This window comes from Bacillus sp. S2(2024) (genome assembly GCF_050474045.1).
Classification (GTDB): domain Bacteria; phylum Bacillota; class Bacilli; order Bacillales; family Bacillaceae_G; genus Bacillus_A; species Bacillus_A yunxiaonensis.
The window spans coordinates 4,705,001-4,730,000 of sequence record NZ_JBFLUS010000003.1 but is presented as its reverse complement, the minus strand read 5'-3'; the positions used below and the strand labels follow the sequence as shown (position 1 = coordinate 4,730,000).

Annotated in this window: 23 protein-coding genes, 2 tRNA genes, 2 rRNA genes, 1 pseudogene and 2 riboswitches (2 of these 30 cut by a window edge); of the genes and pseudogenes, 12 read left to right on the top strand and 16 right to left on the bottom strand. The window is 35.4% G+C overall.

From position 1 onward, the window contains the following. Both AB1284_RS24135 and AB1284_RS24130 read right to left on the bottom strand, forming a co-directional pair. Positions 1-1,312, bottom strand: partial view of an NCS2 family permease gene (locus AB1284_RS24135; RefSeq protein ID WP_429752727.1) — the 5' portion only. 14 nt of this gene lie to the left of the window's left edge; 1,312 of the gene's 1,326 nt are visible here — the first part of the coding sequence; the start codon lies at positions 1,310-1,312; its stop codon lies beyond the left edge, outside the window. Between the two features lie 129 nt (positions 1,313-1,441). Then, a riboswitch (purine riboswitch) is annotated at positions 1,442-1,544 on the bottom strand. A gap of 290 nt (positions 1,545-1,834) precedes the next feature. Continuing rightward, the gene (locus AB1284_RS24130) at positions 1,835-2,764 is read right to left on the bottom strand and encodes a hypothetical protein (RefSeq protein ID WP_429752728.1); all 930 of its coding nucleotides are present in this window, start codon (positions 2,762-2,764) and stop codon (positions 1,835-1,837) included. Between the two features lie 279 nt (positions 2,765-3,043). On the opposite strand from AB1284_RS24130, the gene AB1284_RS24125 reads away from it, so the two are divergent. From AB1284_RS24125 to AB1284_RS24100, 6 genes are all read left to right on the top strand, one after another. After that, entirely contained in the window at positions 3,044-3,601 is a 558-nt protein-coding gene (locus tag AB1284_RS24125; RefSeq protein ID WP_429752729.1) for a hypothetical protein, read from the top strand. A 2-nt stretch (positions 3,602-3,603) separates the two neighbouring features. Beyond that, entirely contained in the window at positions 3,604-4,392 is a 789-nt protein-coding gene (locus tag AB1284_RS24120; RefSeq protein WP_429752730.1) for a cell division protein FtsK, read from the top strand. Between the two features lie 277 nt (positions 4,393-4,669). Continuing rightward, positions 4,670-5,149, top strand: coding sequence for a hypothetical protein (locus AB1284_RS24115; protein ID WP_429752731.1), 480 nt, complete (start codon positions 4,670-4,672; stop codon positions 5,147-5,149). A 2-nt stretch (positions 5,150-5,151) separates the two neighbouring features. Further along, complete coding sequence (locus tag AB1284_RS24110) at positions 5,152-6,171, top strand: replication initiation factor domain-containing protein (RefSeq protein ID WP_429752732.1); 1,020 nt, start codon at positions 5,152-5,154, stop codon at positions 6,169-6,171. Between the two features lie 16 nt (positions 6,172-6,187). Then, positions 6,188-6,370, top strand: a complete 183-nt coding sequence (locus AB1284_RS24105) for a DUF3173 domain-containing protein (RefSeq protein ID WP_098536236.1) — start codon at positions 6,188-6,190, stop codon at positions 6,368-6,370. 54 nt (positions 6,371-6,424) lie between these two features. Further along, positions 6,425-7,630, top strand: a complete 1,206-nt coding sequence (locus AB1284_RS24100) for a tyrosine-type recombinase/integrase (protein WP_429752733.1) — start codon at positions 6,425-6,427, stop codon at positions 7,628-7,630. A 221-nt stretch (positions 7,631-7,851) separates the two neighbouring features. Here AB1284_RS24100 and AB1284_RS24095 read toward each other — a convergent pair whose 3' ends face one another. The 3 genes from AB1284_RS24095 to guaA all read right to left on the bottom strand — a co-directional run bounded on the left by AB1284_RS24095 (position 7,852) and on the right by guaA (position 10,882). Further along, positions 7,852-8,349 carry a type II toxin-antitoxin system PemK/MazF family toxin gene (locus tag AB1284_RS24095; RefSeq protein WP_429752734.1) on the bottom strand — a complete coding sequence of 166 codons (498 nt, stop codon included), beginning with the start codon at positions 8,347-8,349 and terminating at the stop codon, positions 7,852-7,854. Between the two features lie 21 nt (positions 8,350-8,370). Further along, positions 8,371-9,162, bottom strand: coding sequence for a hypothetical protein (locus AB1284_RS24090; RefSeq protein WP_429752735.1), 792 nt, complete (start codon positions 9,160-9,162; stop codon positions 8,371-8,373). Between the two features lie 181 nt (positions 9,163-9,343). Further along, positions 9,344-10,882, bottom strand: a complete 1,539-nt coding sequence (gene guaA, locus AB1284_RS24085; protein WP_429752736.1) for a glutamine-hydrolyzing GMP synthase — start codon at positions 10,880-10,882, stop codon at positions 9,344-9,346. A gap of 151 nt (positions 10,883-11,033) precedes the next feature. Continuing rightward, positions 11,034-11,135: riboswitch (purine riboswitch) on the bottom strand. Between the two features lie 583 nt (positions 11,136-11,718). On the opposite strand from guaA, the gene AB1284_RS24080 reads away from it, so the two are divergent. From AB1284_RS24080 to AB1284_RS24070, 3 genes and pseudogenes are all read left to right on the top strand, one after another. After that, positions 11,719-12,945, top strand: coding sequence for an ATP-grasp domain-containing protein (locus AB1284_RS24080; RefSeq protein WP_429752737.1), 1,227 nt, complete (start codon positions 11,719-11,721; stop codon positions 12,943-12,945). 475 nt (positions 12,946-13,420) lie between these two features. Further along, on the top strand, positions 13,421-14,446 hold the full coding sequence (locus AB1284_RS24075) for a YheC/YheD family protein (RefSeq protein ID WP_429752738.1): 1,026 nt from the start codon (positions 13,421-13,423) through the stop codon (positions 14,444-14,446). 210 nt (positions 14,447-14,656) lie between these two features. Next, a pseudogene (locus AB1284_RS24070) lies at positions 14,657-14,812 on the top strand (site-specific integrase); the annotation flags it as partial. A gap of 93 nt (positions 14,813-14,905) precedes the next feature. Here AB1284_RS24070 and groL read toward each other — a convergent pair. Together groL and groES are read right to left on the bottom strand one after the other, a co-directional pair. After that, positions 14,906-16,543, bottom strand: coding sequence for a chaperonin GroEL (gene groL, locus AB1284_RS24065; protein ID WP_429752739.1), 1,638 nt, complete (start codon positions 16,541-16,543; stop codon positions 14,906-14,908). Between the two features lie 38 nt (positions 16,544-16,581). Further along, positions 16,582-16,866: a co-chaperone GroES gene (groES, locus tag AB1284_RS24060; RefSeq protein WP_429752740.1), complete on the bottom strand. Its 285-nt coding sequence runs from the start codon at positions 16,864-16,866 to the stop codon at positions 16,582-16,584. A 360-nt stretch (positions 16,867-17,226) separates the two neighbouring features. Between groES and AB1284_RS24055 the strand changes: the two genes are divergently transcribed. Both AB1284_RS24055 and AB1284_RS24050 read left to right on the top strand, forming a co-directional pair. Continuing rightward, positions 17,227-17,955, top strand: coding sequence for a CPBP family intramembrane glutamic endopeptidase (locus tag AB1284_RS24055; protein WP_429752741.1), 729 nt, complete (start codon positions 17,227-17,229; stop codon positions 17,953-17,955). A gap of 2 nt (positions 17,956-17,957) precedes the next feature. Continuing rightward, the gene (locus AB1284_RS24050; RefSeq protein WP_429752742.1) at positions 17,958-18,155 is read left to right on the top strand and encodes a YdiK family protein; all 198 of its coding nucleotides are present in this window, start codon (positions 17,958-17,960) and stop codon (positions 18,153-18,155) included. A 26-nt stretch (positions 18,156-18,181) separates the two neighbouring features. Here AB1284_RS24050 and AB1284_RS24045 read toward each other — a convergent pair whose 3' ends face one another. After that, a complete protein-coding gene (locus tag AB1284_RS24045; RefSeq protein ID WP_154712707.1) occupies positions 18,182-18,811 on the bottom strand; it encodes a redox-sensing transcriptional repressor Rex in 630 nt (209 codons plus the stop codon). 183 nt (positions 18,812-18,994) lie between these two features. On the opposite strand from AB1284_RS24045, the gene AB1284_RS24040 reads away from it, so the two are divergent. Next, positions 18,995-20,920, top strand: coding sequence for an ATP-binding cassette domain-containing protein (locus AB1284_RS24040; protein WP_429752743.1), 1,926 nt, complete (start codon positions 18,995-18,997; stop codon positions 20,918-20,920). A gap of 524 nt (positions 20,921-21,444) precedes the next feature. Here AB1284_RS24040 and tsaD read toward each other — a convergent pair. From tsaD to AB1284_RS24000, 8 genes are all read right to left on the bottom strand, one after another. Continuing rightward, positions 21,445-22,461: a tRNA (adenosine(37)-N6)-threonylcarbamoyltransferase complex transferase subunit TsaD gene (tsaD, locus tag AB1284_RS24035; RefSeq protein ID WP_429752744.1), complete on the bottom strand. Its 1,017-nt coding sequence runs from the start codon at positions 22,459-22,461 to the stop codon at positions 21,445-21,447. After that, on the bottom strand, positions 22,461-22,904 hold the full coding sequence (gene rimI / locus AB1284_RS24030) for a ribosomal protein S18-alanine N-acetyltransferase (RefSeq protein WP_429752745.1): 444 nt from the start codon (positions 22,902-22,904) through the stop codon (positions 22,461-22,463). Before rimI ends, tsaD begins: the two co-directional genes overlap by 1 nt. Positions 22,905-22,915: 11 nt before the next feature. After that, positions 22,916-23,608 carry a tRNA (adenosine(37)-N6)-threonylcarbamoyltransferase complex dimerization subunit type 1 TsaB gene (gene tsaB / locus AB1284_RS24025; RefSeq protein WP_429752746.1) on the bottom strand — a complete coding sequence of 231 codons (693 nt, stop codon included), beginning with the start codon at positions 23,606-23,608 and terminating at the stop codon, positions 22,916-22,918. Next, positions 23,589-24,062: a tRNA (adenosine(37)-N6)-threonylcarbamoyltransferase complex ATPase subunit type 1 TsaE gene (gene tsaE / locus AB1284_RS24020; RefSeq protein ID WP_429752747.1), complete on the bottom strand. Its 474-nt coding sequence runs from the start codon at positions 24,060-24,062 to the stop codon at positions 23,589-23,591. The genes tsaB and tsaE overlap by 20 nt, the downstream gene beginning before the upstream one ends. 190 nt (positions 24,063-24,252) lie before the next feature. After that, positions 24,253-24,328 (bottom strand) — tRNA-Asp (locus AB1284_RS24015). 3 nt (positions 24,329-24,331) lie between these two features. After that, positions 24,332-24,408: transfer RNA gene (locus AB1284_RS24010), tRNA-Met, on the bottom strand. Between the two features lie 11 nt (positions 24,409-24,419). Then, a 5S ribosomal RNA gene (gene rrf, locus AB1284_RS24005) occupies positions 24,420-24,535 on the bottom strand. A 50-nt stretch (positions 24,536-24,585) separates the two neighbouring features. Continuing rightward, positions 24,586-25,000 (bottom strand): 23S ribosomal RNA (locus AB1284_RS24000) (it continues 2,507 nt past the right edge of the window).

The window sequence follows — 25,000 nt, the reverse complement described above, 5'->3', positions numbered from 1 at the left end:
AGACAAAATAAAGTACGAATAAAACTCCCATTACATACATAATTGGATGAATCTCTTTACGACGACCACTTACAACCATTGTAATTGGATAGAAGATAAAACCAATCGCAATTCCTGTCGCGATACTGTATGTGAGTGGCATTGAGATAATTGTAAAGAATGCCGGTACTGCAGTTTCGAACTTCTTCCAATCGATTTCCCCTAATGATGATACCATCAAAATTCCTACAATGATTAAAGCCGGTGCCGTTACAGCTGGTGTTACTACACTTAATAACGGTGAAAAGAAAAGTGCTAATAAGAAAAATCCCGCTGTCACAACTGCCGTAAATCCGGAACGTCCTCCAGCTGCTACCCCTGCAGAGGATTCAATATAAGACGTCGTTGTAGATGTACCAAGTATTGCCCCGATTACAGTCGCAATCGCATCAGAGAATAACGCTCTTCCTGCACGAGGTAATTTATTATCTTTCATTAAGCCTGCTTGATTTGCAACTGCAACAAGCGTTCCTGCTGTATCAAAGAAATCAATAAAGAAGAAAGTTAAAATAACAGCAAACATTTTAGGAGTGAAAATATCACCAATATGTTGAAGAGCAACTCCGAATGTCGGCTCTAAACTTGGCACAGCACCAATAACTGCTTTTGGTGTATCTATCAATCCTGTCACTACACCAGCAATTGCTGTAAGAACCATCCCATAAAATACTGCTCCATTCACTTTTCTTGTCATTAAAATAACAGTTATAACTACACCGAAAATCGTAAGCAATGTTGTTCCTTTTGTTAAGTCTCCTAAACCAACAAGTACAGCATCATTTTTTACAATAATTCCGGCATTTTGAAAGCCAATAAACGCGATAAATAATCCAATCCCTGCAGCTACCGCAAATTTCAACTCTGTTGGAATTGCGTTAATAATCTTCTCACGAATACCGGAAGCTGTAAGAATGATAAAAAGAATACCTGATACTAATGTTCCAGCAATCGCTGTTTGCCACGGAATCTGCATTGTCAATAGAACTGTGTAAGCAAAGAAAGCATTAATTCCCATTCCCGGTGCTAATGCGATTGGATATTTTGCAAAAATCCCCATAATGAGTGATCCAATTGCTGCTGCTAATGCAGTTGCAACAAACACCGCACCTGCGTCCATTCCTGTTCCTGCCGGTAGTCCCTTAATGTGCCCTAACGACAACGTAGCCGGATTGACAAATAACACATACGCCATAGATAAAAATGTTGTTAACCCTGCAATGAACTCTGTTTTATAATTTGTACCGAGTTCATCGAACTGAAAGTAACGTTTCATTCTATGTTTCCCCCGTTATATAATTGCTCATCGTAACCCTTCCTAGCCCCTCTTTTATCCACGAAAATAAAAAAGGCTTCCATTGCATATACATGGAAGCGTCTATAAACAAAGATAATTATCCCTTATCTTTATATTAAAACGCCTCGTAGTCAAGCCATTTACGGTAGCTAGGTAGAAACTTTCGGGCCATATTCCCGATATTATACGACGGCTGTAATATTCATTTTTATTATTAATCACATACTCATATTAACTCATATACATCCAAGTGTCAATCTAAAAACGAACATTTTTTGTTTAAAAACAGATTTTGTTCGTGTAAAAATAAAAAAAGACGATCCATCTACACATAAAAGTATAGATGGATCGTCTTCTATATCATGAAATTCACTTTATTCCCACTCAATAAAAAACTTATATTACTTTAAAAAGAACACTAATATTTACGGAGTTTAACACCTTATTTTGAATTTATAATAACATAAAATTTTTAGAGTTGGTATCAAAGGTGGTATCAATCTAATTTCCATTATAAAAACCCTTAAATTTATCAATACTTCTCTTCATAAAGGTTTGCTTTTTATCACGCAACTCTGTTTGCTTATCTAATTCTTGCAATTTTTCACCTAACTCTAAGAAAACTTTAACAATTTCATCAGCCAGTTTTGTATCATAATAAAAACTAAAATTATTATTTAATGAAATATTAGAAAGAATTTGTTTAACACCTTTTTCATCTTTAGTGTGTTCAATAAGATAATTCATGATAGTATTATTTTCTTCTTCTTCGATTTTCTTATTTTTATCATATTGCCGAACCCAACGATCAAATTGTTCCTTTGCGATTAATTTTATTTTTTCATCATCTCCCCAAGTAATAGGGATATCTTTAGATTTTCTGGAAACCTCTAATTTAACTAAGTCCAAAAACTTTTGCTGCTGTACCTCTTTGGGTCCCTCATAAGCAAAACCCTCAAACAAATAGTTAGAGATTTGAGAAGTATATGGTTCAACAATAAATTCAATATATTGCTGAAACTTATTATGATGAATATTATCAAAATATTTTTTCACATAGTTTACTTGTGGCAGCTTTTCATCATTGAAGCCAGCATCTTGAAAAAGTTTTACTAGCCGATCTATAGTTTCAGGATAAGTCTCTATAAACTTTTCATAATTGTTTTCTTTTAAGTATGAGAGAATAAATCCCTTTAAACTTCCCCAATATATCCAATCAACAGTGGTATTTCCTAATCGAGCAATTTGCTCAATTGTTGATTTTGATGGGATTCCCAACCCTCTCATCCAAGAATCTACAGTCCCTTTTGAAATGTTTTTACCCTTTTCATCTATTAATAAATTCCCGAAATCTTTTAAACTTATTGGCGGATTATAGTTTTCTTTAATTTGCTTTATCCTTTTACCTACATCTTTTTTATCAGGTTTCACTTTGTTCCACTCCTTTATCAAGTTATCAGAGTTAACGAATTTATCATACATTAAATTACAGTATCTGCTTTTTAAGTATTGCAAATAACCCTAAAATGGTTTATTTTAGTTATACAGAGTTATCGTCGTATTTTCGTCGTATTAAATTCATTAGTGTTTTTTTAGTTTATTTGTCGTATTTTCGTCGTATAACCCTAAAAATATAAGAAAGGAGCTAGTAATAGAAAAACAGCGTCTGCCAACGCTGCAAAACTTTACTCTCGAAAGGAGAATATATCTATGTTCAATAAATATCATAAAACAAAATTAAAAACTAAACAACAGCGATGGTTTACACCTATTAGATACTTAATACTTAGCAGTATTCCTTTAACCATCAATTTTGCTTTAAAAACTATTTCAAAAAGCTTTAAAGAGATCAACATTAACTTTGAAGTTCCTAATCTTTTGTTTGAGCTTGCACTTTTATGGTTTCTATTATTTTTCATGATAGCTTGGTATTTAAGTCCGTTTACATTTTCAAAAGTGCAAAGACTACGCTCTATTTTAAAACGAATAATTGAAGAAAATCATTTTTATTATAAAAATGATGAAACTAATAGAATTCATTCTTCAATGATTATTAAGTTTAAATGGGATCAAGAGTATTTAATTCTAAAAGTTTATCCTGAAGGAGCAAAATACTCTTCTAAAATGAATGAACTTACTCCTGTTTTTCAAACGGCATTAAATATGACCGTTATTTCTGTTCAAGAGGATTTCGCTAATCATACTACCTATATTCTTTCAAAAGAAACGGATAACTATATTGATTCAACGACTACATGGACGGTGTAAAAATGGAACAAGCAATTCAATTAGATAAAGATAAATGGTTTGAATTTTCAACGAAACAAATTGGAGCAATTATTCAAGCACCAACCGGTCAAGGAAAAACGCGTTTTCTCTCTTACTTGATCTTATCCGTAACAAAACTAGGAGCTGATGTATATTTTATCGATGGGAAAAGAGCCGATCTTTATGGGCTACGCTTTGCATTTCCTAAAGAACTTCAGGAATCTCATATAGCCAGTACACCGAATCAGGCTTGTCGATTACTTCGAGAAACTGTTGAAAGAATGAATAAGCGGTATAAAAAATACTTCTCAGATGAAAATTCAGCAATTGGAGAAACTTACGATTATTACGGATTAAGACCTGTATTCGTTTTCTTCGATGAATTAATTGCAACAATGGGTGAAGATAAAAAGCTGGGAAAGGAAATTGAATCCTACCTTATTCAAATTATGCTGAAAGGTCGGCAAGCTGGCATTTTTGCCATCTTATCATCACAAAGGTTTTCTGCAGAAGTTCTTTCAACTACTATTCGAGAAAATGCTGGTATGAGAGTAGCTTTAGGAAGAATGTCTAAAGATAGTTACAAAATGGCGCTTGGAGATTTCTATGAGGAACTTCCAGCAGCTGAAAAAGGTATTGGGAAAGGATATATCTTTTTAGATGGTCTTGGTTGGAGTAGTCCTCGAGCATTTCGTACTCCTTTGTTAGACACATCAAAAGTCGATGTTAAAGCCGTATTAGAAAAACACCTAATTGAAGGTATGAATAAATACGGACTAGAGGATGAATAAATTAAAATATCACACCCCTACTTCCAGTGCTCGAGAGACAAGAATTGAAATCCTTGCGTCAGCAAAAGGATAGTCGGAGACGGTTCAATTGTTTTCTCTCGAGTGCAACCACGAAGCTTAGCGGAGTGGAAGATCCTTAAAATCTGATTCCCCCCGTTAGTAACACGGGGGAATTAAACTCAAGCCATTACCGTTAAAGCTTTGGTGTTAATGGCTTCGTAACACCCTTAACATCCCGAGAGTTCGGGAAAACTAGACAACCGGAAGGAAGATATGAATGAATACAAAACTAAAATTAAATGCAACTACAAAAGTTTCATTAACAGACGGTACTGAACAAGATTTAGCCAATTTACAATTTGATTTAAAACAGTTCAAGCTTCCTAAACAGTTCTTATTCCTTGCTAACGAACTTTCAATTAAAGCCGAAAAAGAACGTACTCCTTTAGGCGAATACGTTGAAACAGGTGCTACTACTTTAACATTTAAGGTTTATGATCGTACTCTAGTTGAATTAGCAATTGCAAATCAACTAACTGAATATGGCTCTCCAATTACGATTGTCATTGAACACCAAGATTCTTTACCAGTACTAGATTCATATGAAGAAGATGAATTTATTCCAATTACCTTTAACAATCTAGCTGTCTATCCTAAAAAGGTTCAAAAGAAAGCTTATGCAAATGGATCAATGATTGATACATGGCAATTTGCAGAATTAAAAGTAAGTGCTTCATCTTATAAAATCGGAGAATAATTTTGAGAAAGAATGAATGTTTAATTGATTGGTTACGATTTTCTATTCCTAACACAAATTTAAAAAATATTGCTGAAAATATTTTAGGAATCCCTATTGAAGAATTCGGAATTGAAGGTAAAAGTAGTCCTTTTCCTACTTACGATACCCGTTATTGTTTCGCTAACATCGAACTTCATAAAAGTAATCTTCATTCAAACATTCTCGTTAACCTTTCAGGTACAGCCTGCAGACAGTACGAAGAATATATGTCACAAACTACTGGATGGCATTGGCAAGCTTTTATTTCAACAATTTTAAAAGCAGAAGCAAATCCAACTCGTATTGATTTAGCATTAGATATTTTTGATGATAGTTCTCCCAGTGTTCAAAAGTTACAGGACTATGTGAAACGAGGACAACTATCTACTAGAGCACATACTTTCAAAGAGCTTAACAGTGGGAGAATTTTAGACGGAGAGCTAATGGGATTTACCTTATACATTGGCTCTTCCCCACAAATGCTTAGAATTTATGATAAAAAGCAAGAGGTTCGAGATAATACAGGCGAAGTATTGAACATTAACAAATGGGTTCGTTGGGAGCTAGAACTAGGGGATAAAAAGGCTTTACAAGTTTGTAATTTAATTTCTGATGGTATTCCTTTAAATAATGTCATAAAAGGCATATTAGGAAGTCACTATTCATTTAAAACACAACCTAAAGAAAAAAAAGATTTTCATAATAAAGCACGTTGGAATAATATGCGTTGGTGGGATAAGTTCATCGAAGGATTACCTAAAATTCCATTAAGAGTTATAAAAGAAAAAGTTACGATGAAAACAAAAAAACAGTGGATTGAAAAGTCCACAACAAAATCTCGAGCAATGGTTTATGAATCATACAAACAAGCTTTTGGACAAGCATATGCAGATGCTTATTTACGAGAAGAGATTTTATTAGGTAAAAGTAAATTTACAGATAGAGATAAATCCATGATTGAACAATCTGTAAACGAATTACTAGGTGAAAAGGAAATTTAAGAAATGAGGTTATACAATGTCTACTGTTATTAGTAAAGAAGATTTAATTGCAGTTGGCTATCCTAAAGCAACTGCCCAAGGAATTATTCGAGAAGCAAAGGCACTTATGATTCAAAAAGGTTATACGTTCTACGACAATAAACGTTTGGGTCGTGTACCTAAAGAAGCTGTCGAACAAATTACGGGAATTAAATTTTAAAACATTAAGGGGACTTCAAGTAAGTCCCTTTTCTATAAAGATTGGAATGATAAGATGGCAAAACTTACTGGTATATATAAAGATAAGAAAACTGGAAAGTGGTATTACTCTGTTTCCCTAGGCTTTGATGCCATTACAGGTAAACGAATTCGGAAAGTTCGTAGAGGTTTCAATTCACAAAAAGAAGCGTATGAAGCAAAAACAGAGGAACTGAAAAATGCGCAAGAGATGGGACAGCTATCAAATAGTGGTATGGATTATGCTACTTATATTGAACAGTTATTCCTCCCAGACTATAAATCTCGTGTAGAAACAACAACCTACAAAGCTCGTTTGCCTGTGTTCAATAAAATAAAAAGCCAATTTGGAAAGAAAAAAGTTGGTAGCATTACGAATTTGGATATTCAAATTTGGAAAAATAGTTTAACTGAACAATATTCACAAAACTATGCACGTATGGTTTTTGGTTTATTTTCTCAAACTTTAGAGAAAGCCATTAATTTAGGTATGATTAAAACTAATCGTGCTAAGCAAGTAGGTGCAATAAAGAAAGAAAAAGTAAAAGTTGAATTTTGGACTAAGAATGAATTTGAGAAAGTTTTATCAACATTTAATCTTGATGATTATTATGAACATTATTCTTTTATCATCATCTGGCTATACTTTATGACTGGGCTACGAGTAAATGAAGCAACCGCTCTACGTTGGAAAGAGGATATCGATTTAGAAAATCGAACATTAACCGTTCGTCACTCTCTACGTATGACTAACGGGAGCAAATGGGAGTTAGGCCCAACAAAAACACAAGCAGGTATGAGAACAATTGCTTTAGATGCTGATACCATAGAAATTTTACAGCATTGGAAAGTAGCACAAGAAAAAGTAAGTACAATCGATTTTGTACTTTCCTATGATGGAAGACCAACATGGAAGTCTACTATTGCTCGTATCATCACACGTCACGCAAAATTAGCTGGGGTAAAACGTATCCAAGCAAAAGGCTTACGTCACTCTCATGCTTCTTTTCTGATTAACGAATATAACGTTAACCCACTTGTTATTAAAGATCGTTTAGGACATGAAGATATCAAAACAACATTAAGTACCTATTCGCATTTATATCCGAATGTAAACTTCGAAATTGCAAACAGCATGACTGGCTCGATTCATTATAAAACCTCTCATGAAAAGAAAACTAAGTTTCAAGGTAATCAGTCATTCAAATACAATGTAGCTAGAAATACCAAAAATGATCTGTAATCTATATTTACAATAGAATATAAGATAAACAATACACTATTCAAGGCAATTAATATTTAGTAAAAACTTTCAGACGTCAAATAAAAAGAAGACCTCTCATAGGGGTCTTCAGTCAAAAACCACAAACATATTAAATATGCGTTTGAGCTATCCTCAAACCATCATGTGTCATTTTATCAACCTCACATGGGGTCGATGTCGTACTCTTATTATATCCATTTTTATATTTTTAAGTCAAGGTAATTGATTATTTTTTGATTTATGCCAGTTTGAGTTTGCTCATCTAAGCAACCTAATCTTTCCTGCAACCGACTTTTACAAACTGTTTTTAGCTGATCTAATTTTACAACAGAATCTTCAGCTAAATAATTAAATTTCCATTGATGTAAACGATATTGAGATTTAAATCTCAACACTCTTCTAGTTCTTCCATCTTTTCTGATTTCTTTTGTAACTATTGTGGTACTTAAAGGCGCAACAGTTACAGTCGATGTTCTATCATTAAAGAAATCCGAAGAGATAATTAAGACTGGACGCGTTTTACATTGTTCATGCCCTATATTTTCACCCAAGTAACAATTATAAATTTCACCTTTAGATACTTTAATTTCTTTAATTGAATGTTCCTCATCAAAAAAAGCAATGGCTAATTTCTCTTTTTCTTCTCGCCATTCATTTAATTTATCTAGTTTTTCATCTTTTTTTGTACTAATTGCCATTCAAAATCACCTCATAAAAATTTAAGGGAAAATTTTCATTCCATATCCTGAGAAGTTCGGATAATTATAAAAGTTCTTTTCCACTTCTTTAAATAAGAACGATGGATTATCATTTTTTATATAATTATAAATCTCATAACCTATTAAATCAGCAGCCTCTAAATGTGGAAAAGAAAGCTTATTATTAATAGTCCTTTTAGGATTAAAATAAACACCCTTAATATTTCTAAATCTTTGTTTCTCTAAGAATCTGTTTCCTTTATCTAACACAGATACAGCAGAGTCTAATAAAACCATATTTTCTTTTTTCCCTCTGGACTCCACTACTACTACGCCGTTTTTATTGCATTTGCACAAATACAAAGCAAATCTTTCTAAAATAAATTCTAAACAAAAATTATACACTGGATAAGGATCCGAGTATTGAGATATATGTAATTTCTTATTAATAGATGACGAAAATATTTTATAATCTAACTTTTTTAATGTTAGTTGTAATTCTGAAATAAATTCTTCGTAATTAATCAATTTAGGATTAAATGGTCCTGTTTTTTTTCTAATGTCTCTAGAATGAAAAACTACCCTTTTTTTATTAAAGATGCCATTATCCCAATACTTAAGTTTTAAATTGGTTATTTCATCTTTTAAAAGGAGACATTGTTCTTTATCAAAAAGAAGACCCGTTATCGTAAACCATTTGTTTCCGGATTCAACATTATTCAAATTAGGAACGCCATTTTCATCAACGAATAGAATATAATCGATATTACTAGGCCATTCCAACAAAGGAATTGGTTTACCTTTCCAAACCATTTATATCCCTCTTTTCGACATAAAACTTAATAATTACTTATTATACCTTTTTTTAGAAAATAAGTATATTTTTATATCAGAAATTTTTAAATTCAAAGGATATTGGTATCAAAACTGGTATCACTATAAATAAAAGAGGCTTGGAGTGCCTTTAAAATATGCACTCCAAGCTTTTTTATTATTATTCCCACTCAATTGTTGCTGGTGGCTTAGAAGTAATATCATACACAATACGGTTCACGTGTTTTACTTCGTTTACAATACGTACAGAGATTTTCTCTAATACATCCCAAGGAATACGTGCCCAGTCTGCTGTCATACCATCGATAGATGTTACAGCACGAATACCTACTGTGTAATCATACGTACGCTCGTCACCCATAACACCTACGCTACGCATGCCAGGAAGTGCAGTGAAATATTGCCAAACTTCACGGTCTAAACCAGCTTTTTTGATTTCTTCGCGTAAAATCGCATCAGATTCACGAACGATTTCTAGTTTTTCTTCTGTAATTTCACCTAATACACGAATACCAAGTCCTGGACCTGGGAATGGTTGACGCCATACGATTTCATCCGGAATCCCTAGTTCTGATCCTAATTCACGTACTTCGTCTTTAAATAACGTATTTAAAGGCTCGATTAATTTAAACTGCATATCTTCTGGAAGTCCACCAACGTTATGGTGAGACTTAATTGTTTGTGCAGTTGCTGTACCACTTTCAATAATATCTGTGTACAGTGTACCTTGTGCTAAGAAGTCCATTCCTTCTAATTTAGATGCTTCATCATCAAATACATAAATAAATTCGTTACCGATGATTTTGCGTTTTTGTTCTGGATCTTCAACACCTGCTAATTTGCTCATGAAGCGTTCTTGTGCATCCACTTTAATAACGTTCATGTGGAAGCCTTCGCTAAATGTTTTCATAACCCCTTCAGCTTCTCCTTTACGAAGTAAGCCGTGGTCAACGAAAATACATGTTAATTGATCACCGATTGCTTTATGAATTAATACCGCTACAACAGAAGAGTCTACGCCGCCGCTAAGTGCGCATAATACTTTTTTGTCGCCAACTGTTTCACGAATCTTTTCTAATTCTACTTCAATGAAGTTCTCCATGTTCCAGCCCTCAGTACAACCACAAACACCGAATACAAAGTTCTTAATTAAATCATTACCGTGCTCAGAATGACGTACTTCCGGATGGAATTGTACACCATATAAGTTTTGTGCTTCGTTGCTCATACCAGCAATTGGGCAAGACTCACTTGTTGCATCTACTACGAAACCCTCTGGTAAGCCTGTTACTAAGTCACCATGACTCATCCAAACAACTTGTTCTTCTGGAAGGTTTGTATATAATTTCGATTGATTCTCTACTTTTAATACTGCTTTTCCGTACTCACGATGGTTTGCACGTTCTACTTTTCCACCAAAGTGCTTTGTCATTAATTGCATACCGTAGCAAATACCAAAGATCGGTAAGCCTAATTCAAAGATTTTTTCGTCACAGTGGAATGCACTTTCGCCGTATACACTGTTCGGTCCACCAGAGAAAATAATTCCTTTTGGATTCATCGCTTTAATTTCTTCTGCTGTAATCGTATGCGGATGAAGTTCACTATACACGCCAAATTCACGAATGCGACGCGCAATTAACTGGTTGTACTGACTTCCAAAATCTAAAACGATAATCGTATCGTGCTGTTTCTTCAAAATAATCACCCCATAGTTCTGTATATAAACATTTTCACCAATTTGGTAAAAACAATTACCAATATAATAAAAAAAGCCAGTCCCCTGCCCTCAGTCTCATAACAAAGAAAAGGCAGGAGCCTAGCTTTATAAAGGAACTTTCTCCTTATAAACATAGACACACTGCCTTCATAGTCAGGTTGTTTACGGTAACCCGGTAGAGACTCTCAATCCATATTATTGAGGATATATGAAGGAATACTTTATATTATCTTCCTAGATTCTAACAATGAAGTATGAATACGGTCAAGAGAGAAAGCGACAAAATTCTACAGAAATTATTTTCCTCATACAATAAATCTCCTCTCAATCATTTTTTCCTTAGCCCGCACCATAATTTCATTAACCCCTCATATTGCTAGAAAAACAAAAACATCCATCTCTAGATAGAGATGGATGTTTCAAGGCGCATAAAATTACATCAAGCCTCCCATTCATTTGAATATATAATAGAAGAAAATAAAACTTTAAAAACGGCTTCAAATCAACGTTTTTAAAGTTTCTGTCTAAATAACTTTAAATAAAATACAAATATAGACAGTAATAAAAAAGCCCCTTTCCTATATGTATATGGACTCAAGTTATTTAATTTCTTTTGCAATCGTTTATAAAACGGTCGTTGTTTATATTCACTTTTGGGAACCCAACATTTTTCTAACAACTCAATGACTTCTTGTTTACTGCCAATTTTGTAAATTAGATAAAGAGTTGAGAACAAGCCTTGACAAGTATTTATATTATATAAGTGTAGAAATAAAATACCTGATAAAAACATCAAAGGAGGATGACGTAAGCACATGAAAACCATTGTTTTTATTGAAACTAATAAATCTGGATCGTGTAGGGAAGCAATCAAAGCAGCAGAACGACTCGGTTTTTTTACAGTGTTATTAACCAATAAACCAAAATTCATTCATCAAAGAACAGAATTCCCCGATGTCCATCAAATGATTTTAGTGAGATTATCCAATTACAAGGACTTAAAAGAAAACATCATCAAGCTACAAAAACAAGGTAAACAAATAAAAGGTATTTTTAGTTTTGTACATCCTTACGTTCATGTAGCAGCATCCTTATCAGAAGAATTTTGTCCGAGTGTAGTCTCTAGTGATCCAATTTTAAAAATGGAAAATAAAGTTTTAACTCGTGAGCTTCTCAAAGGCCTTCCAATGTCCCCCTATTTCACCATTTATAAACCTAATGATTCCTTAAAGAAGTTTATTGATAAACAAAAGAAATATTTACCTCTTATTGTAAAATCCCCAGTATCTGCAGGATCAAAAGATGTTATTTTGGCAAATGACGAGAACCAATTAAAGCTAGCAATACAAAAATTACTAACAAAAAATGACCATATTTTGATAGAGGAGTATCTAACAGGACCCCAATATTTGATTGAGGCTTTAGTACACAATGGAAAAGTTCATATTATCGCAATAATTGAGCAAGAGATTACGTTTTTTCAACGCTTTATTGTAACCGGATATGATTTGCTAACAGATATCGATCAAAGCCTATATGATAAAATCCATGAGACAATAAGTTCCATCTTAAAGGCTTTTCAAATGAACAATGGTGCCTGTCACCTTGAAATGCGCTTAGTACAAGGATCATGGAAATTAGTTGAAATCAACCCAAGAATCTCAGGTGGTGCGATGAATCGAATCATTGAAATCGGATATGGGATTAATTTGGTAGAGGAAACCATTCATTTAATGTTAGGAAATGAGCCTTGCCTCACTAAAAAACACAGTAAGCATGTATATGCACATTATTTAACAGTTGATTCTGAAGGAAAATTAATTAAGGTAACGGGAAAAAATCGCAGCTCTCAATATCCCGGTGTAGAAGAGGTGTATATAAAACCCCGACAAGGACAAATTTTGCGTCCGCCTATATCAATGGGAGATCGTTGTGGATACATTCTTGCATCCTCAGATAATAAAGAAGAAGCAAAAAGAATTGCTAGGGAAGCAGCCAGTGAGGTACGTTTCTATCTTGAACCAACCAATTTGAAATGTTAGAGTGACAAATCATGAACTTATATATGTAAATGGATATTTTTATTACAAATTAGAAGAATTAAGAAAAACATTCGCAACTCGAACATGAGTGTTTATTCAATTCTAGAATCGATTTTGGAAAAGCAAAATCGAACAGGAAAGCAAAAGGAGTTCCAGCAAACCTCCCTCTGCCTAACGATATAAAGGCAGTATTCATATCCTCTTGTATTCTTCCTTGTAGCAAAATCATTTTCCTTATAAGGGGATATCGATCATTGTCTTCCTGATTCATTTAGAACTTTTAAAACCAGTTTTTTCTGTATTGAACCATTTAAAAACCGTTCTTATACTTTTCTGTCTTTAATGCGCCTTTTTGATGAAAATAGAGAGCTAGCAAGCTCTATCTTAAACACTTACAGATTGTAAAATGATTTTTAAAAATTTCTAGTCTTTTCATTTGGAAGAGGAATTTAAAGAGAGGTGGAATAGAAATATCATGACGCTAATAGGCATGCTTCATCATCGGTCAGATCCAAATAACGTAAAAAAGGCATATGCTTATGCCGCTGTAGCAAAAACTGAAGGTATAAACTTTTTTTACTTTACCCCGGGAAATGTAAATTTAGAAAAGCAAAAAATTTTAGGGAAGGTCTATGAAAACGGTAAATGGATTGAAAAGGAATTTCCCTTTCCAGATGCCATTTATAATGCAAGTTATCCTATAAGTGATAAAGCGGAGCAAGTCTTTGATTATTTAGCCGAAAGGATTCCGTTTACAAGCCATTCAATCGGAGACAAATTAACCGTATATAACAGAATTAAACAGGCAAAGGAATTTGAACAATACCTTATTCCTTTTAAAATATTAACTGATGTTCAGATTTTTTTTGACATGATCAAACGTTATGAAAAAGTTATTATTAAACCAAGGTCTGGACATCAAGGTGGGGGCGTTGTTCTTATTGAAAAATATAGAAAAAATTATTATAAAATTAATGAGGCAGGCATATCATCAACTCTTAAAGAAAAACAATTGTTAAACTTGATATCTAATAAAATACAAGAATCAGATTACTTAATTCAACAGTTTATTTCAAGTCAAACAAAATCTGGTCTTGTTTTTGATTTCCGTCTTCATGTACAAAAAAATGGGGAAGGAAAATGGGTTATTACTTCTATTTATCCAAGGATTGGACGCCTGGGGACCATTACATCAAATATGGGTAGTGGTGGTTATAGTACTTATCTAGATATTTTCTTAAAAACAGAGTTTGATGACTCCTGGTACGATACTCAAAGATATCTTGAACAATTTGCGCTAAGCTTTTCTAACCATTTTGATTCTTTATATGATAATGAATCGTTGGATGAATTAGGAATTGATGTCGGGATCGATGAAAACCAAAAACTATGGTTGTTTGAGGTAAATTGGAGGCCAGGTCCCCCTAATATATATAATATTGAATTAGATGTCGTTAAAAATACGATTCTTTATGCTAAATATTTAGCTGATACAAAATAAATAAGAGTCATATTTAGTATGCTTCATTTGGTAATATTTTAATTAATTCACCAAAATACCCAAGGTTATTATGCCTTGGGGTTTCATTTATTCTATACATATCGCTTCATAGCACTCTCTATTGCTAAGTTTGTACTTCTTTCCATGTTTGTATAACGTTAGGCATACCTTTCTAATACTTTGTTTGCCTCGTCCACTAAAGAATATCCTTTATTACTTCAAGCTGAAGTAGAGATTAAAGAAATACAGCAACGACTAAGACATACTGGCATAAATACCACAATGAATATCTATGCTCATATGACTGTCAACATAGAAGAAAAGGCCTCCCAAAAGTTTGATAAACTAATGGAAGACCTTCTCTAACTGTGAATTTTTCTTTTGTTATGTCTTTGTCATATTCGATGGATGCACCAGGCCATCCTAAAACGTTGATATAATTGGGGTTTCAGACCCTAATTACATCATGCCGCCCATACCGCCCATGCCCATGCCGCCCATGTCAGGCATTCCAGCAGCACCAGCTGGTTCTGGTTTGTCAGCAACTACAGCTTCAGTTGTTAAGAACATTGCTGCAACAGATGCTGCGTTTTGAAGAGCTGAACGAGTTACTTTCGTTGGATCTACGATACCAGACTCAAGCATGTTTACCCACTCGCCTGTTGCTGCGTTGAAACCAACGCCTACCTTTTCGCCTTTTAAGCGTTCTACAACAACAGAACCTTCTAAACCAGCGTTGATTGCGATTTGACGAACTGGCTCTTCTAATGCGCGAAGTACGATGTTAATACCTGTCGCTTCGTCACCTTCAGCTGCAAGACCAGCTACTTTAGCATATACGTTCATAAGTGCAGTACCACCACCTGCAACAATACCTTCTTCTACTGCTGCACGAGTTGAGTTAAGTGCATCTTCAATGCGAAGTTTGCGCTCTTTTAATTCAGTTTCAGTTGCTGCACCTACTTTAATTACAGCTACCCCGCCTGCTAATTTAGCAAGACGCTCTTGTAATTTTTCACGATCGAATTCAGAAGTTGTTTCTTCTAACTGCGCACGGATTTGACCGATGCGAGCTTCGATTTGTTCTGTATTTCCTACCCCTTCAACAATTGTTGTATTTTCTTTCGTTACAACAACTTTGCTAGCGCGTCCTAAAGATGCGATAGTTGCAGATTTTAAGTCGCGGCCTAATTCTTCTGTAATCACTTCACCGCCAGTTAAGATCGCAATATCTTCTAACATAGCTTTACGACGATCACCGAAGCCAGGAGCTTTAACAGCTACTACGTTGAACGTACCACGAAGTTTATTTACTACTAATGTAGCTAACGCTTCGCCTTCTACGTCTTCAGAGATGATAAGAAGTGGTTTACCTTGTTGTACCACTTGCTCTAATACTGGTAAGATTTCTTGAATGCTAGAAACCTTTTTATCAGTAATTAAGATAAATGGGTTATCAAGAACTGCTTCCATTTTATCAGAATCAGTAATCATGTAAGGAGAAGCATATCCACGATCAAACTGCATACCTTCTACTACATCTAATTCTGTTGTGAAACCTTTAGATTCTTCTAATGTAATAACGCCATCGTTACCAACGCGCTCCATTGCTTCTGCAATTAATTGTCCTACTTCTTCGTCAGCAGCAGAAATAGCAGCTACTTGTGCAATAGAAGATTTACCTTCAATTGGTTTAGAGATTGTTTTTAATTCTTCTACTGCTGCAACAACAGCTTTTTCGATACCTTTACGAAGACCCATTGGGTTTGCACCAGCTGTTACGTTTTTTAAACCTTCACGAATCATAGCTTGTGCTAATACAGTTGCAGTTGTCGTACCGTCACCAGCTACATCATTTGTTTTGCTAGCAACTTCTGCTACTAATTTTGCACCCATATTTTCAAATGCATCTTCTAATTCGATTTCTTTTGCAATTGTTACACCGTCATTTGTAATAAGCGGAGAACCGAATTTTTTCTCAAGTACAACATTGCGACCTTTTGGTCCAAGCGTTACTTTTACTGCGTTTGCAAGAGTGTCGACACCGCGAAGCATCGAACGACGTGCTTCTTCACTAAATTTAATATCTTTTGCCATAATATTTGACCCCCTTGAATTTTTAAAGATTTATATAATTAACCGATAACTGCTAAAATGTCGCTTTCACGTAAAATCAAGTATTCTGCACCTTCGTATTTCACTTCAGTACCTGCATATTTTGAGAAGATAATACGATCGCCTACAGCTAACTCTAAAGCAACACGCTCACCATTTTCAAGCACACGACCAGTACCAACTGCCACTACTTTACCTTCTTGTGGTTTTTCTTTTGCAGTGTCTGGTAATACAATACCACTTGCTGTTTTTTCTTCTGCTTGAACAAGTTCAATTACAACGCGATCACCTAATGGCTTTAGCATGAACAATAACCTCCTCAATTTACTATGTAAATTTTATGTTTATTAGCACTCAAACACTTCGAGTGCTAACACACTTATTATAATAAAGAATCTTATTTTCTTTTGCAAGTGAAAAAATCGTAATTTTTCGGAAAACTATTTTACATCCTCTTCATACGCTTTACCGGGTGGGTAGCGTAATAATGTAATACCAAAATCCTCGGCTCTCAAAAGATCGGCACTGATAGAAGATTCAATTTTATATTCCATCGTTTTTCCCTCTTCTCCTATGTTACAATAAGAAGATGCCATAAGTTGTTTTCTCTATGGGTAGAGCATTTTCCTTTTTCATTACAAAAAATTTAAAAAGGAGTTACAAAATTGAAGAGACAATACTGGTGGGTTGTTGTTACATATATTTTAATGCAATTATCAGGTGTAATTGGAGGATTGGTCCTTTTAAAAAGCGGGATATACAACAATGGAAACAGAACTTTTGAAGAAAAGGTTCAATTAGCAACTGCACATTGGGGACTAATTAGCTTCTTTGTCGCTCTTATTATTATCCTTCTGTTATTACGCAACGATACACAATCAGAAAAATGGGAGCGGGAAAAGACAAACATTCCTGCTACAATAGGATGGATTATTTTAGGGGTTTTTCTTGCTCTATTCGCCCAAGTAATTGCCGGTACTATCGAAACACAAATTTTTAAAGTTAAAGCTGAATCTGAAAATACACAAAACATTATCGATATTATAAAAGCTGCTCCATTATTTATAATTGTTTCGTCTATATTTGCTCCTATTCTTGAAGAAATTGTATTTAGAAAGATTCTATTTGGAACACTATATAAACGGTATAATTTCTTTATCGCAGCAATTGTGAGTTCACTTATATTTGCTTTAATTCATTTTGACCCTACACATTTATTAGTGTATATTTCCATGGGGCTTGTTTTTTCATTTTTATACGTAAAAACGAAACGGATTATTGTACCTATTATGGCTCATGTTATGATGAATACAAATGTTATGTTAATTACATTTGTACTACATCCCTATCTAGAAAAAGCTGAAAAATTGCAAGGATTTATCGGAGGATTTTAAACATGCGAAATTCACCATTTGTTATGGCAACTTTGTATTTTCTTCTCGGGTGTATTTTTACATACTTAGCAATTACAAGTGTTGAGGATACAGTTTGGAACTTTTATACACTATTACTTTCCGTAATGGCAACGGTTGATTTTAGTTTGGCACTTCGCCTAATTTTTTCTAAACCGAAAAAAGGGAGTATGAAGAAATAATAAAAACGCAGGGAATTCCTGCGTTTTTATTGTGGATAATTTTTCAAAAAGTATACAAGCGTTTGTAATTCTACCGCTAAATCGATATGATGAATTCGAATGTGTTCTACTATATTTAACCTAGCAGGTGTAAAGTTTAAAACTCCTTGTATACTCGTGTGCGATAAGCGATCTGCTACAGCTTGTGCAACAGAAGCAGGTACTGTTAATATTGCCACCTTTATATCATCTGATAGTTTTTCTTCTAATTCATCCAGGTGATATACTGGAATTCCTCCGATTTCTTTTCCAACTTTCTCTTCATCAACGTCAAATGCCATCTCAATTTTTGTGTTATTATTTTTCGTAAAATTGTAATGTAAGAAAGCTGTCCCTAAATTACCTACCCCTATTAGGGCTACACGCGTTACATCATCTTGGTCAAGTGTTTCACGGAAAAACGACAATAAATAATTTACGTTATAGCCGTATCCCTTTTTCCCTAATGCCCCAAAGTATGAAAAATCTCTTCGAATTGTCGCAGAATCTACTTTCACCGCTTCACTTAATTCAGCAGATGATACGCGTTGCTTACCAGATAACGATAAGTTTTGGATAAATCGATAGTATAGAGGCAATCTTTTGGCAGTCGCCTGCGGAATTTTAGGCTGCTCCATGCAACCCCCTCCTCTCTTCCTATCTGTTCAAGTGATTGAAACATGTACGGAAGTTTAGCATTGAAAGTTTTCCTTGTATAATAGAGAGGGAACTTCTCTATTTATGTTCAACTATACACTATTTTTAGTATGATTGAGAAATATAATCATGGCAAAGTTAAGAAATTATTTGAGGTGAAAACATTGATTTTACTACAAGTGAATAACCTTTCCAAGTTGCACGCCGCTGAAGTGATTCTTTCAAACATTAAGTTAGAGGTACAGACGCGTGATCGCATTGCACTTGTCGGCCGTAACGGCGCTGGAAAGTCTACATTATTAAAGATTATTGCAGGAGAACTATCCCATGACAGCGGAGAAATTATTAAACCAAAAGATGTATCTATCGGTTACTTAGCACAGCACACTGGTCTTGAAACGTCATTAACCATTTGGGATGAAATGTTAACGGTATTTCTAGATTTACAACACATGGAGAAAGAACTCCGAAGGCTAGAACAAGAAATGGGGAAAGAAGAAAATTTCACAAATGTCACCGTACATGAAAGATTGTTAGCAGAGTATGATCGCCTGCAATTAGATTATAAAAATAAAGGCGGCTACCAATACGAAGCTGATATTCGCTCTGTTTTAAGCGGACTCGGTTTTCCTTCTGAGACACACGGAACAACAATCTCCACATTAAGCGGTGGACAAAAAACTCGTTTAGCTCTTGGCAAATTATTATTAACAAAACCAGATTTGCTTATTTTGGATGAGCCAACCAACCATTTAGATATCGATACATTAACGTGGCTGGAACAATATTTACAAGGCTATCCTGGTGCTATTTTAATCGTTTCACACGATCGATACTTTCTAGATAAACTCGTAACACAGGTGTATGAAATCTCTAATAAACAAAGTCGAAAATACACAGGGAACTACAGTAAGTATTTAGAACTTAAAGCCGCACTATACGAACAAGAGATGAAGCGTTACGAAAAACAGCAAGAAGAAGTTACAAAGTTACAAGACTTCATTCAAAAAAATATCGCCCGTGCATCTACAACAAAACGGGCACAAAGTCGCCAAAAACAATTAGATCGTATGGAGCTTATGACAAAACCACTCGGTGATGCAAAATCTGCTTCTTTCCATTTTGATATCGATAGGCAAAGCGGCAATGATGTACTACAAGTAAAAAATGTCACAATTGGTTATAATAACGAACCAATCATTGAGCACATTCATTTCCAATTAACGAGAGGAGATAGTGTTGCCCTTGTCGGTCCAAATGGAATCGGAAAATCCACCTTATTAAAATCTCTTGTGGATAAACTTCGTCCTTTAAACGGCAGTATTTCATTCGGCTCTAACGTTTCTATTGGATATTATGACCAAGAACAAGCAAACTTAACATCATCGAAACGTGTATTAGATGAGCTTTGGGATGATTACCCGATGCAACCAGAAAAAGAAATCCGCACAGTACTTGGAAACTTTTTATTTTCTGGTGATGATGTTTTAAAGCCAGTCTCTTCTTTAAGTGGTGGACAGAAGGCACGTTTAGCCCTTGCAAAACTTATGATGCAAAAATCAAATGTACTTATTTTAGATGAACCGACAAACCATTTAGATTTAAGTAGCAAAGAAATATTAGAAAATGCTCTTATTGATTTTCCGGGAACTATTTTATTTGTTTCCCATGACCGCTATTTCATTAATCGCATCACCACAAAAGTTATTGAGTTATCAACAGACGGGGCAGTGGAGTATCTAGGCGATTACGATTATTATGTAGAAAAGAAAAATGAAATGTTAGAACGGGCGGAACTTGAAGAACAAGAAACAAATAACCCTGTACAAAAACAAGTGGCACAAGAAAAATTAAATTATATTGAAGAAAAAGAACGTAAAAAGCAAGAGCGTCAACGTATGCGTAGAATTGAAGAATTAGAAGAAAACATTGCTGCAATGGAAGAGCAAATTGCTACACTAGAAGAACAACTTTGTCTGCCTGAAGTATATGCTGATTATGAAAAAGCAAGTAATATTACAGCAGAAAAACAAACACTACAAGAACAATTAGAAGCATGTATGGAAGAATGGGAAGAATTACAAATATAAAGTGAAACTTCTATCATTGGGGTTTTTTCATCCCCCACCTATTTTCTGTAGAAAAGCGGAAGCGGCTCGCCCAGAATCACAGGACGTTGGAGCACCCGACAGAGAGGCGCTTTTTGCCTCGTCCGAAGGGGCGAAACGACCGGAGATTCTAGCCGCTAGAGCTGGACAATGCTTCTCTCTCCATCTTGAGATGGGAGATCTTACTGGCCGCGAATAGCGGGATAAAAAGGTTAGCATTTACGCTAACTTTTTTATTTATCCACAATATTATTCACATATTCATTTTCATATTATCAAGCTATACATAAGTTTTCCACATTATCCACAAACGCAATAATATTTATCCACACTTTATACTCACAAAAAAACCTATATTATCAACAGATAATATAGGTTTTATCCACAGGTTGTGGTTAATTATGTGTATAAAGTGAAACTTCTATCTGTAGTCCCACTAACATGTAACTAAAGTTATCTTCTTTAACGAAAGTAGAACATTTACTGTCTCATTAAACACGGAATAACTATGATTCAATATCCAAGCCAGGGTTTGCATTTAATGCCAATGTTGCCCTCTTTCCTTGCTCATATGCAATTGTACCAGCTGCAGCAATCATAGCAGCGTTATCTGTGCATAAAGATAACGGTGGAATAATAAGCTTCACATCGTTTTTATTTGCAAACTCCGCTTCCAATCGAGCTCGTAATCCTTTATTTGCCGCAACCCCTCCAGCAAGAAGCACTTGCTTCACGCCATACTCCTCTGCTGCTCGTACTGTTTTTGTTACTAACACATCAATTACACTTGCCTGAAAACTTGCAGCTAAATCTTCAGGAGTAAGTTCTTCTCCTCGCTGCTTTGCGTTATGCACAGTGTTAATAACTGCGGATTTTAAACCACTAAAGCTAAAATCATAAGAATCTGGTTCAAGCCATGCACGAGGTAGATCGATTGTCGGCTCTCCTTCATGAGCAAGACGATCAATGTGCGGCCCCCCTGGATATGGCATTGATAACGTACGTGCCACCTTGTCGTATGCTTCTCCTGCAGCATCGTCTCTTGTTTCACCAATTACTTCAAATGAACCATGCTCTTTCATATAAACAAGCTCTGTATGTCCACCGGATACAACGAGAGACAATAGTGGAAACTGCAGTTCTTGTACTAAACGATTCGCATAAATATGCCCAGCAATATGATGCACCCCAACTAACGGGATATTATGTGCAAAAGCTACTGCTTTTGCTGCATTCACACCAATTAACAACGCCCCAACAAGGCCTGGTCCTTCCGTAACTGCAATTGCATCAATATCTTCAAATGTAATTTGCGCTTCTTTTAACGCTTCTTCTAATACAACCGTTATTTGTTCCACATGGTGACGAGATGCAATTTCTGGAACAACCCCGCCAAAACGTTTATGGCTTTCAATTTGCGAAGCTACAATGTTCGCTAAAATTTCTCGTCCATTTTTCACAACTGCCACAGCAGTTTCATCACAACTTGTTTCAATACCCAGTATAATTGTATCTTTTTTCATCATAAGTTCACCCACATTACAAGACCATCTTCATAATTGTCTGTATAGTATCTTTTGCGAATTCCGCCATTTTGAAAACCATGTCTTCGATATAACTTTTTTGCAACTTCATTTGAAACACGAACTTCAAGTGTCATTGTATTTGCTCCAAGATCTCTCGCTTTGTTTATTACTTCTTGTAATAACGCTTCTCCGAGCCTTTGACCACGGTATTGTGGTAATATCGCAATGTTCGTAATATGTGATTCATCAAGAACAATCCAAAGTCCGCAATAACCTAGAATGCCTTCCTCTGTTTCCATTACAACGTAGTGTGCATACTCATTCATGTTTAATTCTCGTTCAAATGCTTCGGCAGTCCAAGGAGTCGCAAATGAAGCTTCTTCAATCGCAACAATTTGTGGAATATCCTCTTCCTTCATACTTCTAAATGTAATGTTCATTCATGAGACCCCTATTTCTTTTGACTTTCTAGCCATTTTGCCTCTGCTTCTGCCAAACGAAGGTAACTTGGAACGAATGTATGCACAGATTGCTCTTCTTTCTGTAAACCTAAGAAAGCTAATTCACTTGGGCGTGGATTATGTTTTGTCAGCGGGGCAAATACCGCTTGATTCCCTAAGTGTTCTACAATTGTATCTTTATGCTGTTCTACATCATTTCCGATAAATAAAATAGGTTGTCCTATCTCTTTTAACATTTGTAGCCAATCAACAATAAGAATAATACGATCCTCTTTCACAGATTGTAACTCTTGTTCTCTATATGTATATAGTCCTGTATAAATTTGCTGACGACGACCATCAAATAACGGACAAATATACCCTGAGAAATTTATTCCGTTTGCTGCCAGCACTTCTAAACTTGATACACCAACAATCGGGATTTGCAATGACCAAGCTAATGTTTTGGCCACTGTTACACCAATACGAACACCTGTATAAGAGCCTGGTCCAGCTGCTACAACGATTTTATTCAATTCCTTTGGTTTCACACTACATTCTTGTAAAAGCTGCTCTACTGCTGGCATCAGACGCACAGAATGATTTTTTGTTAAGTTTGTAATGATTTCTCCAACAACCGTATTTCCATCAATAAGAGAAACTCCCATTACATAGTTAGAAGTATCAATTGCTAGTACTTTCATTTTGTAATAGCTCCTCACATAATCTAATATAACGTTCTCCGCTTGGCTCTAATACAATTTTTCTTGTACTATCCCCCGTGTGGAATAAACTGATTTTTAAAAGTGAAGATGGTAAAAAAGCCTCTATTAAATGTGCCCATTCCACCACTGTTACACCTTCACCATAAAAATATTCATCAAACCCTAAATCTTCTTCGCTCTCCGCTAGGCGGTATACATCCATATGATACAGAGGTAATCGTCCCTTATATTCTTTAATAATATTGAACGTTGGACTATTCACAACACGTTTCACACCAAGACCTTTTGCAAGACCTTTTGTAAATGTTGTCTTACCTGCACCTAAGTCCCCTTCTAAAATTAAAACATCCTGCGCCTGAACTAATTTTCCAAGCCTTTCTGATAAATTCTGCGTTTCTTCTGAGGACATTGTTGTTATTTCATATTTATTCAAAGGTTTCACCTACCTTACTGTTAGTATTCCCTGCTCTTTATTATACAGATTTTTTATTTTTGTTTCAGTTTCGAATATATAAAAAAGACCTTAGGAGTTGTCCTAAGGATAAGATTGACTGTCTTATAAGTTGAATTAAAGTAAATAAAAAAATACGAAACATATTGTTTCGTTCTTTAATTTATATAAGTGGCGGTCCCGACCGGGGTCGAACCGGCGATCTCCTGCGTGACAGGCAGGCATGTTAACCACTACACCACGGGACCATTTGGTTGCGGGGACAGGATTTGAACCTGCGACCTTCGGGTTATGAGCCCGACGAGCTACCAGACTGCTCCACCCCGCGATGATAATAAAGCCTGGCAACGTCCTACTCTCACAGGGACAAAATCCCAACTACCATCGGCGCTAGAGAGCTTAACTTCCGTGTTCGGTATGGGAACGGGTGTGACCTCTCTGCCATCATTACCAGACTTATGAAGGTATATTCCTTCAAAACTAGATAACATTTGCTTCATATTATATGGTTAAGTCCTCGATCTATTAGTATTCGTCAGCTCCACATGTCACCATGCTTCCACCTCGAACCTATCAACCTGATCATCTTTCAGGGATCTTACTAGCTTACGCTATGGGAAATCTCATCTTGAGGGGGGCTTCATGCTTAGATGCTTTCAGCACTTATCCCTTCCGCACATAGCTACCCAGCTATGCCCTTGGCAGAACAACTGGTACACCAGCGGTGCGTCCATCCCGGTCCTCTCGTACTAAGGACAGCTCCTCTCAAATTTCCTACGCCCACGACGGATAGGGACCGAACTGTCTCACGACGTTCTGAACCCAGCTCGCGTACCGCTTTAATGGGCGAACAGCCCAACCCTTGGGACCGACTACAGCCCCAGGATGCGATGAGCCGACATCGAGGTGCCAAACCTCCC

Bases quoted from the DNA above. Each gene is read 5' to 3' on its own strand.
- AB1284_RS24125 (WP_429752729.1), top strand. From the start codon at position 3,044: ATGTTCAATAAATATCATAAAACAAAATTAAAAACTAAACAACAGCGA.
- AB1284_RS24120 (WP_429752730.1), top strand. From the start codon at position 3,604: ATGGAACAAGCAATTCAATTAGATAAAGATAAATGGTTTGAATTTTCA.
- AB1284_RS24115 (WP_429752731.1), top strand. From the start codon at position 4,670: ATGAATACAAAACTAAAATTAAATGCAACTACAAAAGTTTCATTAACA.
- AB1284_RS24105 (WP_098536236.1), top strand. From the start codon at position 6,188: ATGTCTACTGTTATTAGTAAAGAAGATTTAATTGCAGTTGGCTATCCT.
- AB1284_RS24100 (WP_429752733.1), top strand. From the start codon at position 6,425: ATGGCAAAACTTACTGGTATATATAAAGATAAGAAAACTGGAAAGTGG.
- AB1284_RS24095 (WP_429752734.1), bottom strand. From the start codon at position 8,349: ATGGCAATTAGTACAAAAAAAGATGAAAAACTAGATAAATTAAATGAA.
- AB1284_RS24090 (WP_429752735.1), bottom strand. From the start codon at position 9,162: ATGGTTTGGAAAGGTAAACCAATTCCTTTGTTGGAATGGCCTAGTAAT.
- AB1284_RS24080 (WP_429752737.1), top strand. From the start codon at position 11,719: ATGAAAACCATTGTTTTTATTGAAACTAATAAATCTGGATCGTGTAGG.
- AB1284_RS24075 (WP_429752738.1), top strand. From the start codon at position 13,421: ATGACGCTAATAGGCATGCTTCATCATCGGTCAGATCCAAATAACGTA.
- groL (WP_429752739.1), bottom strand. From the start codon at position 16,543: ATGGCAAAAGATATTAAATTTAGTGAAGAAGCACGTCGTTCGATGCTT.
- groES (WP_429752740.1), bottom strand. From the start codon at position 16,866: ATGCTAAAGCCATTAGGTGATCGCGTTGTAATTGAACTTGTTCAAGCA.
- AB1284_RS24050 (WP_429752742.1), top strand. From the start codon at position 17,958: ATGCGAAATTCACCATTTGTTATGGCAACTTTGTATTTTCTTCTCGGG.
- AB1284_RS24045 (WP_154712707.1), bottom strand. From the start codon at position 18,811: ATGGAGCAGCCTAAAATTCCGCAGGCGACTGCCAAAAGATTGCCTCTA.
- tsaD (WP_429752744.1), bottom strand. From the start codon at position 22,461: ATGAAAAAAGATACAATTATACTGGGTATTGAAACAAGTTGTGATGAA.
- rimI (WP_429752745.1), bottom strand. From the start codon at position 22,904: ATGAACATTACATTTAGAAGTATGAAGGAAGAGGATATTCCACAAATT.
- tsaB (WP_429752746.1), bottom strand. From the start codon at position 23,608: ATGAAAGTACTAGCAATTGATACTTCTAACTATGTAATGGGAGTTTCT.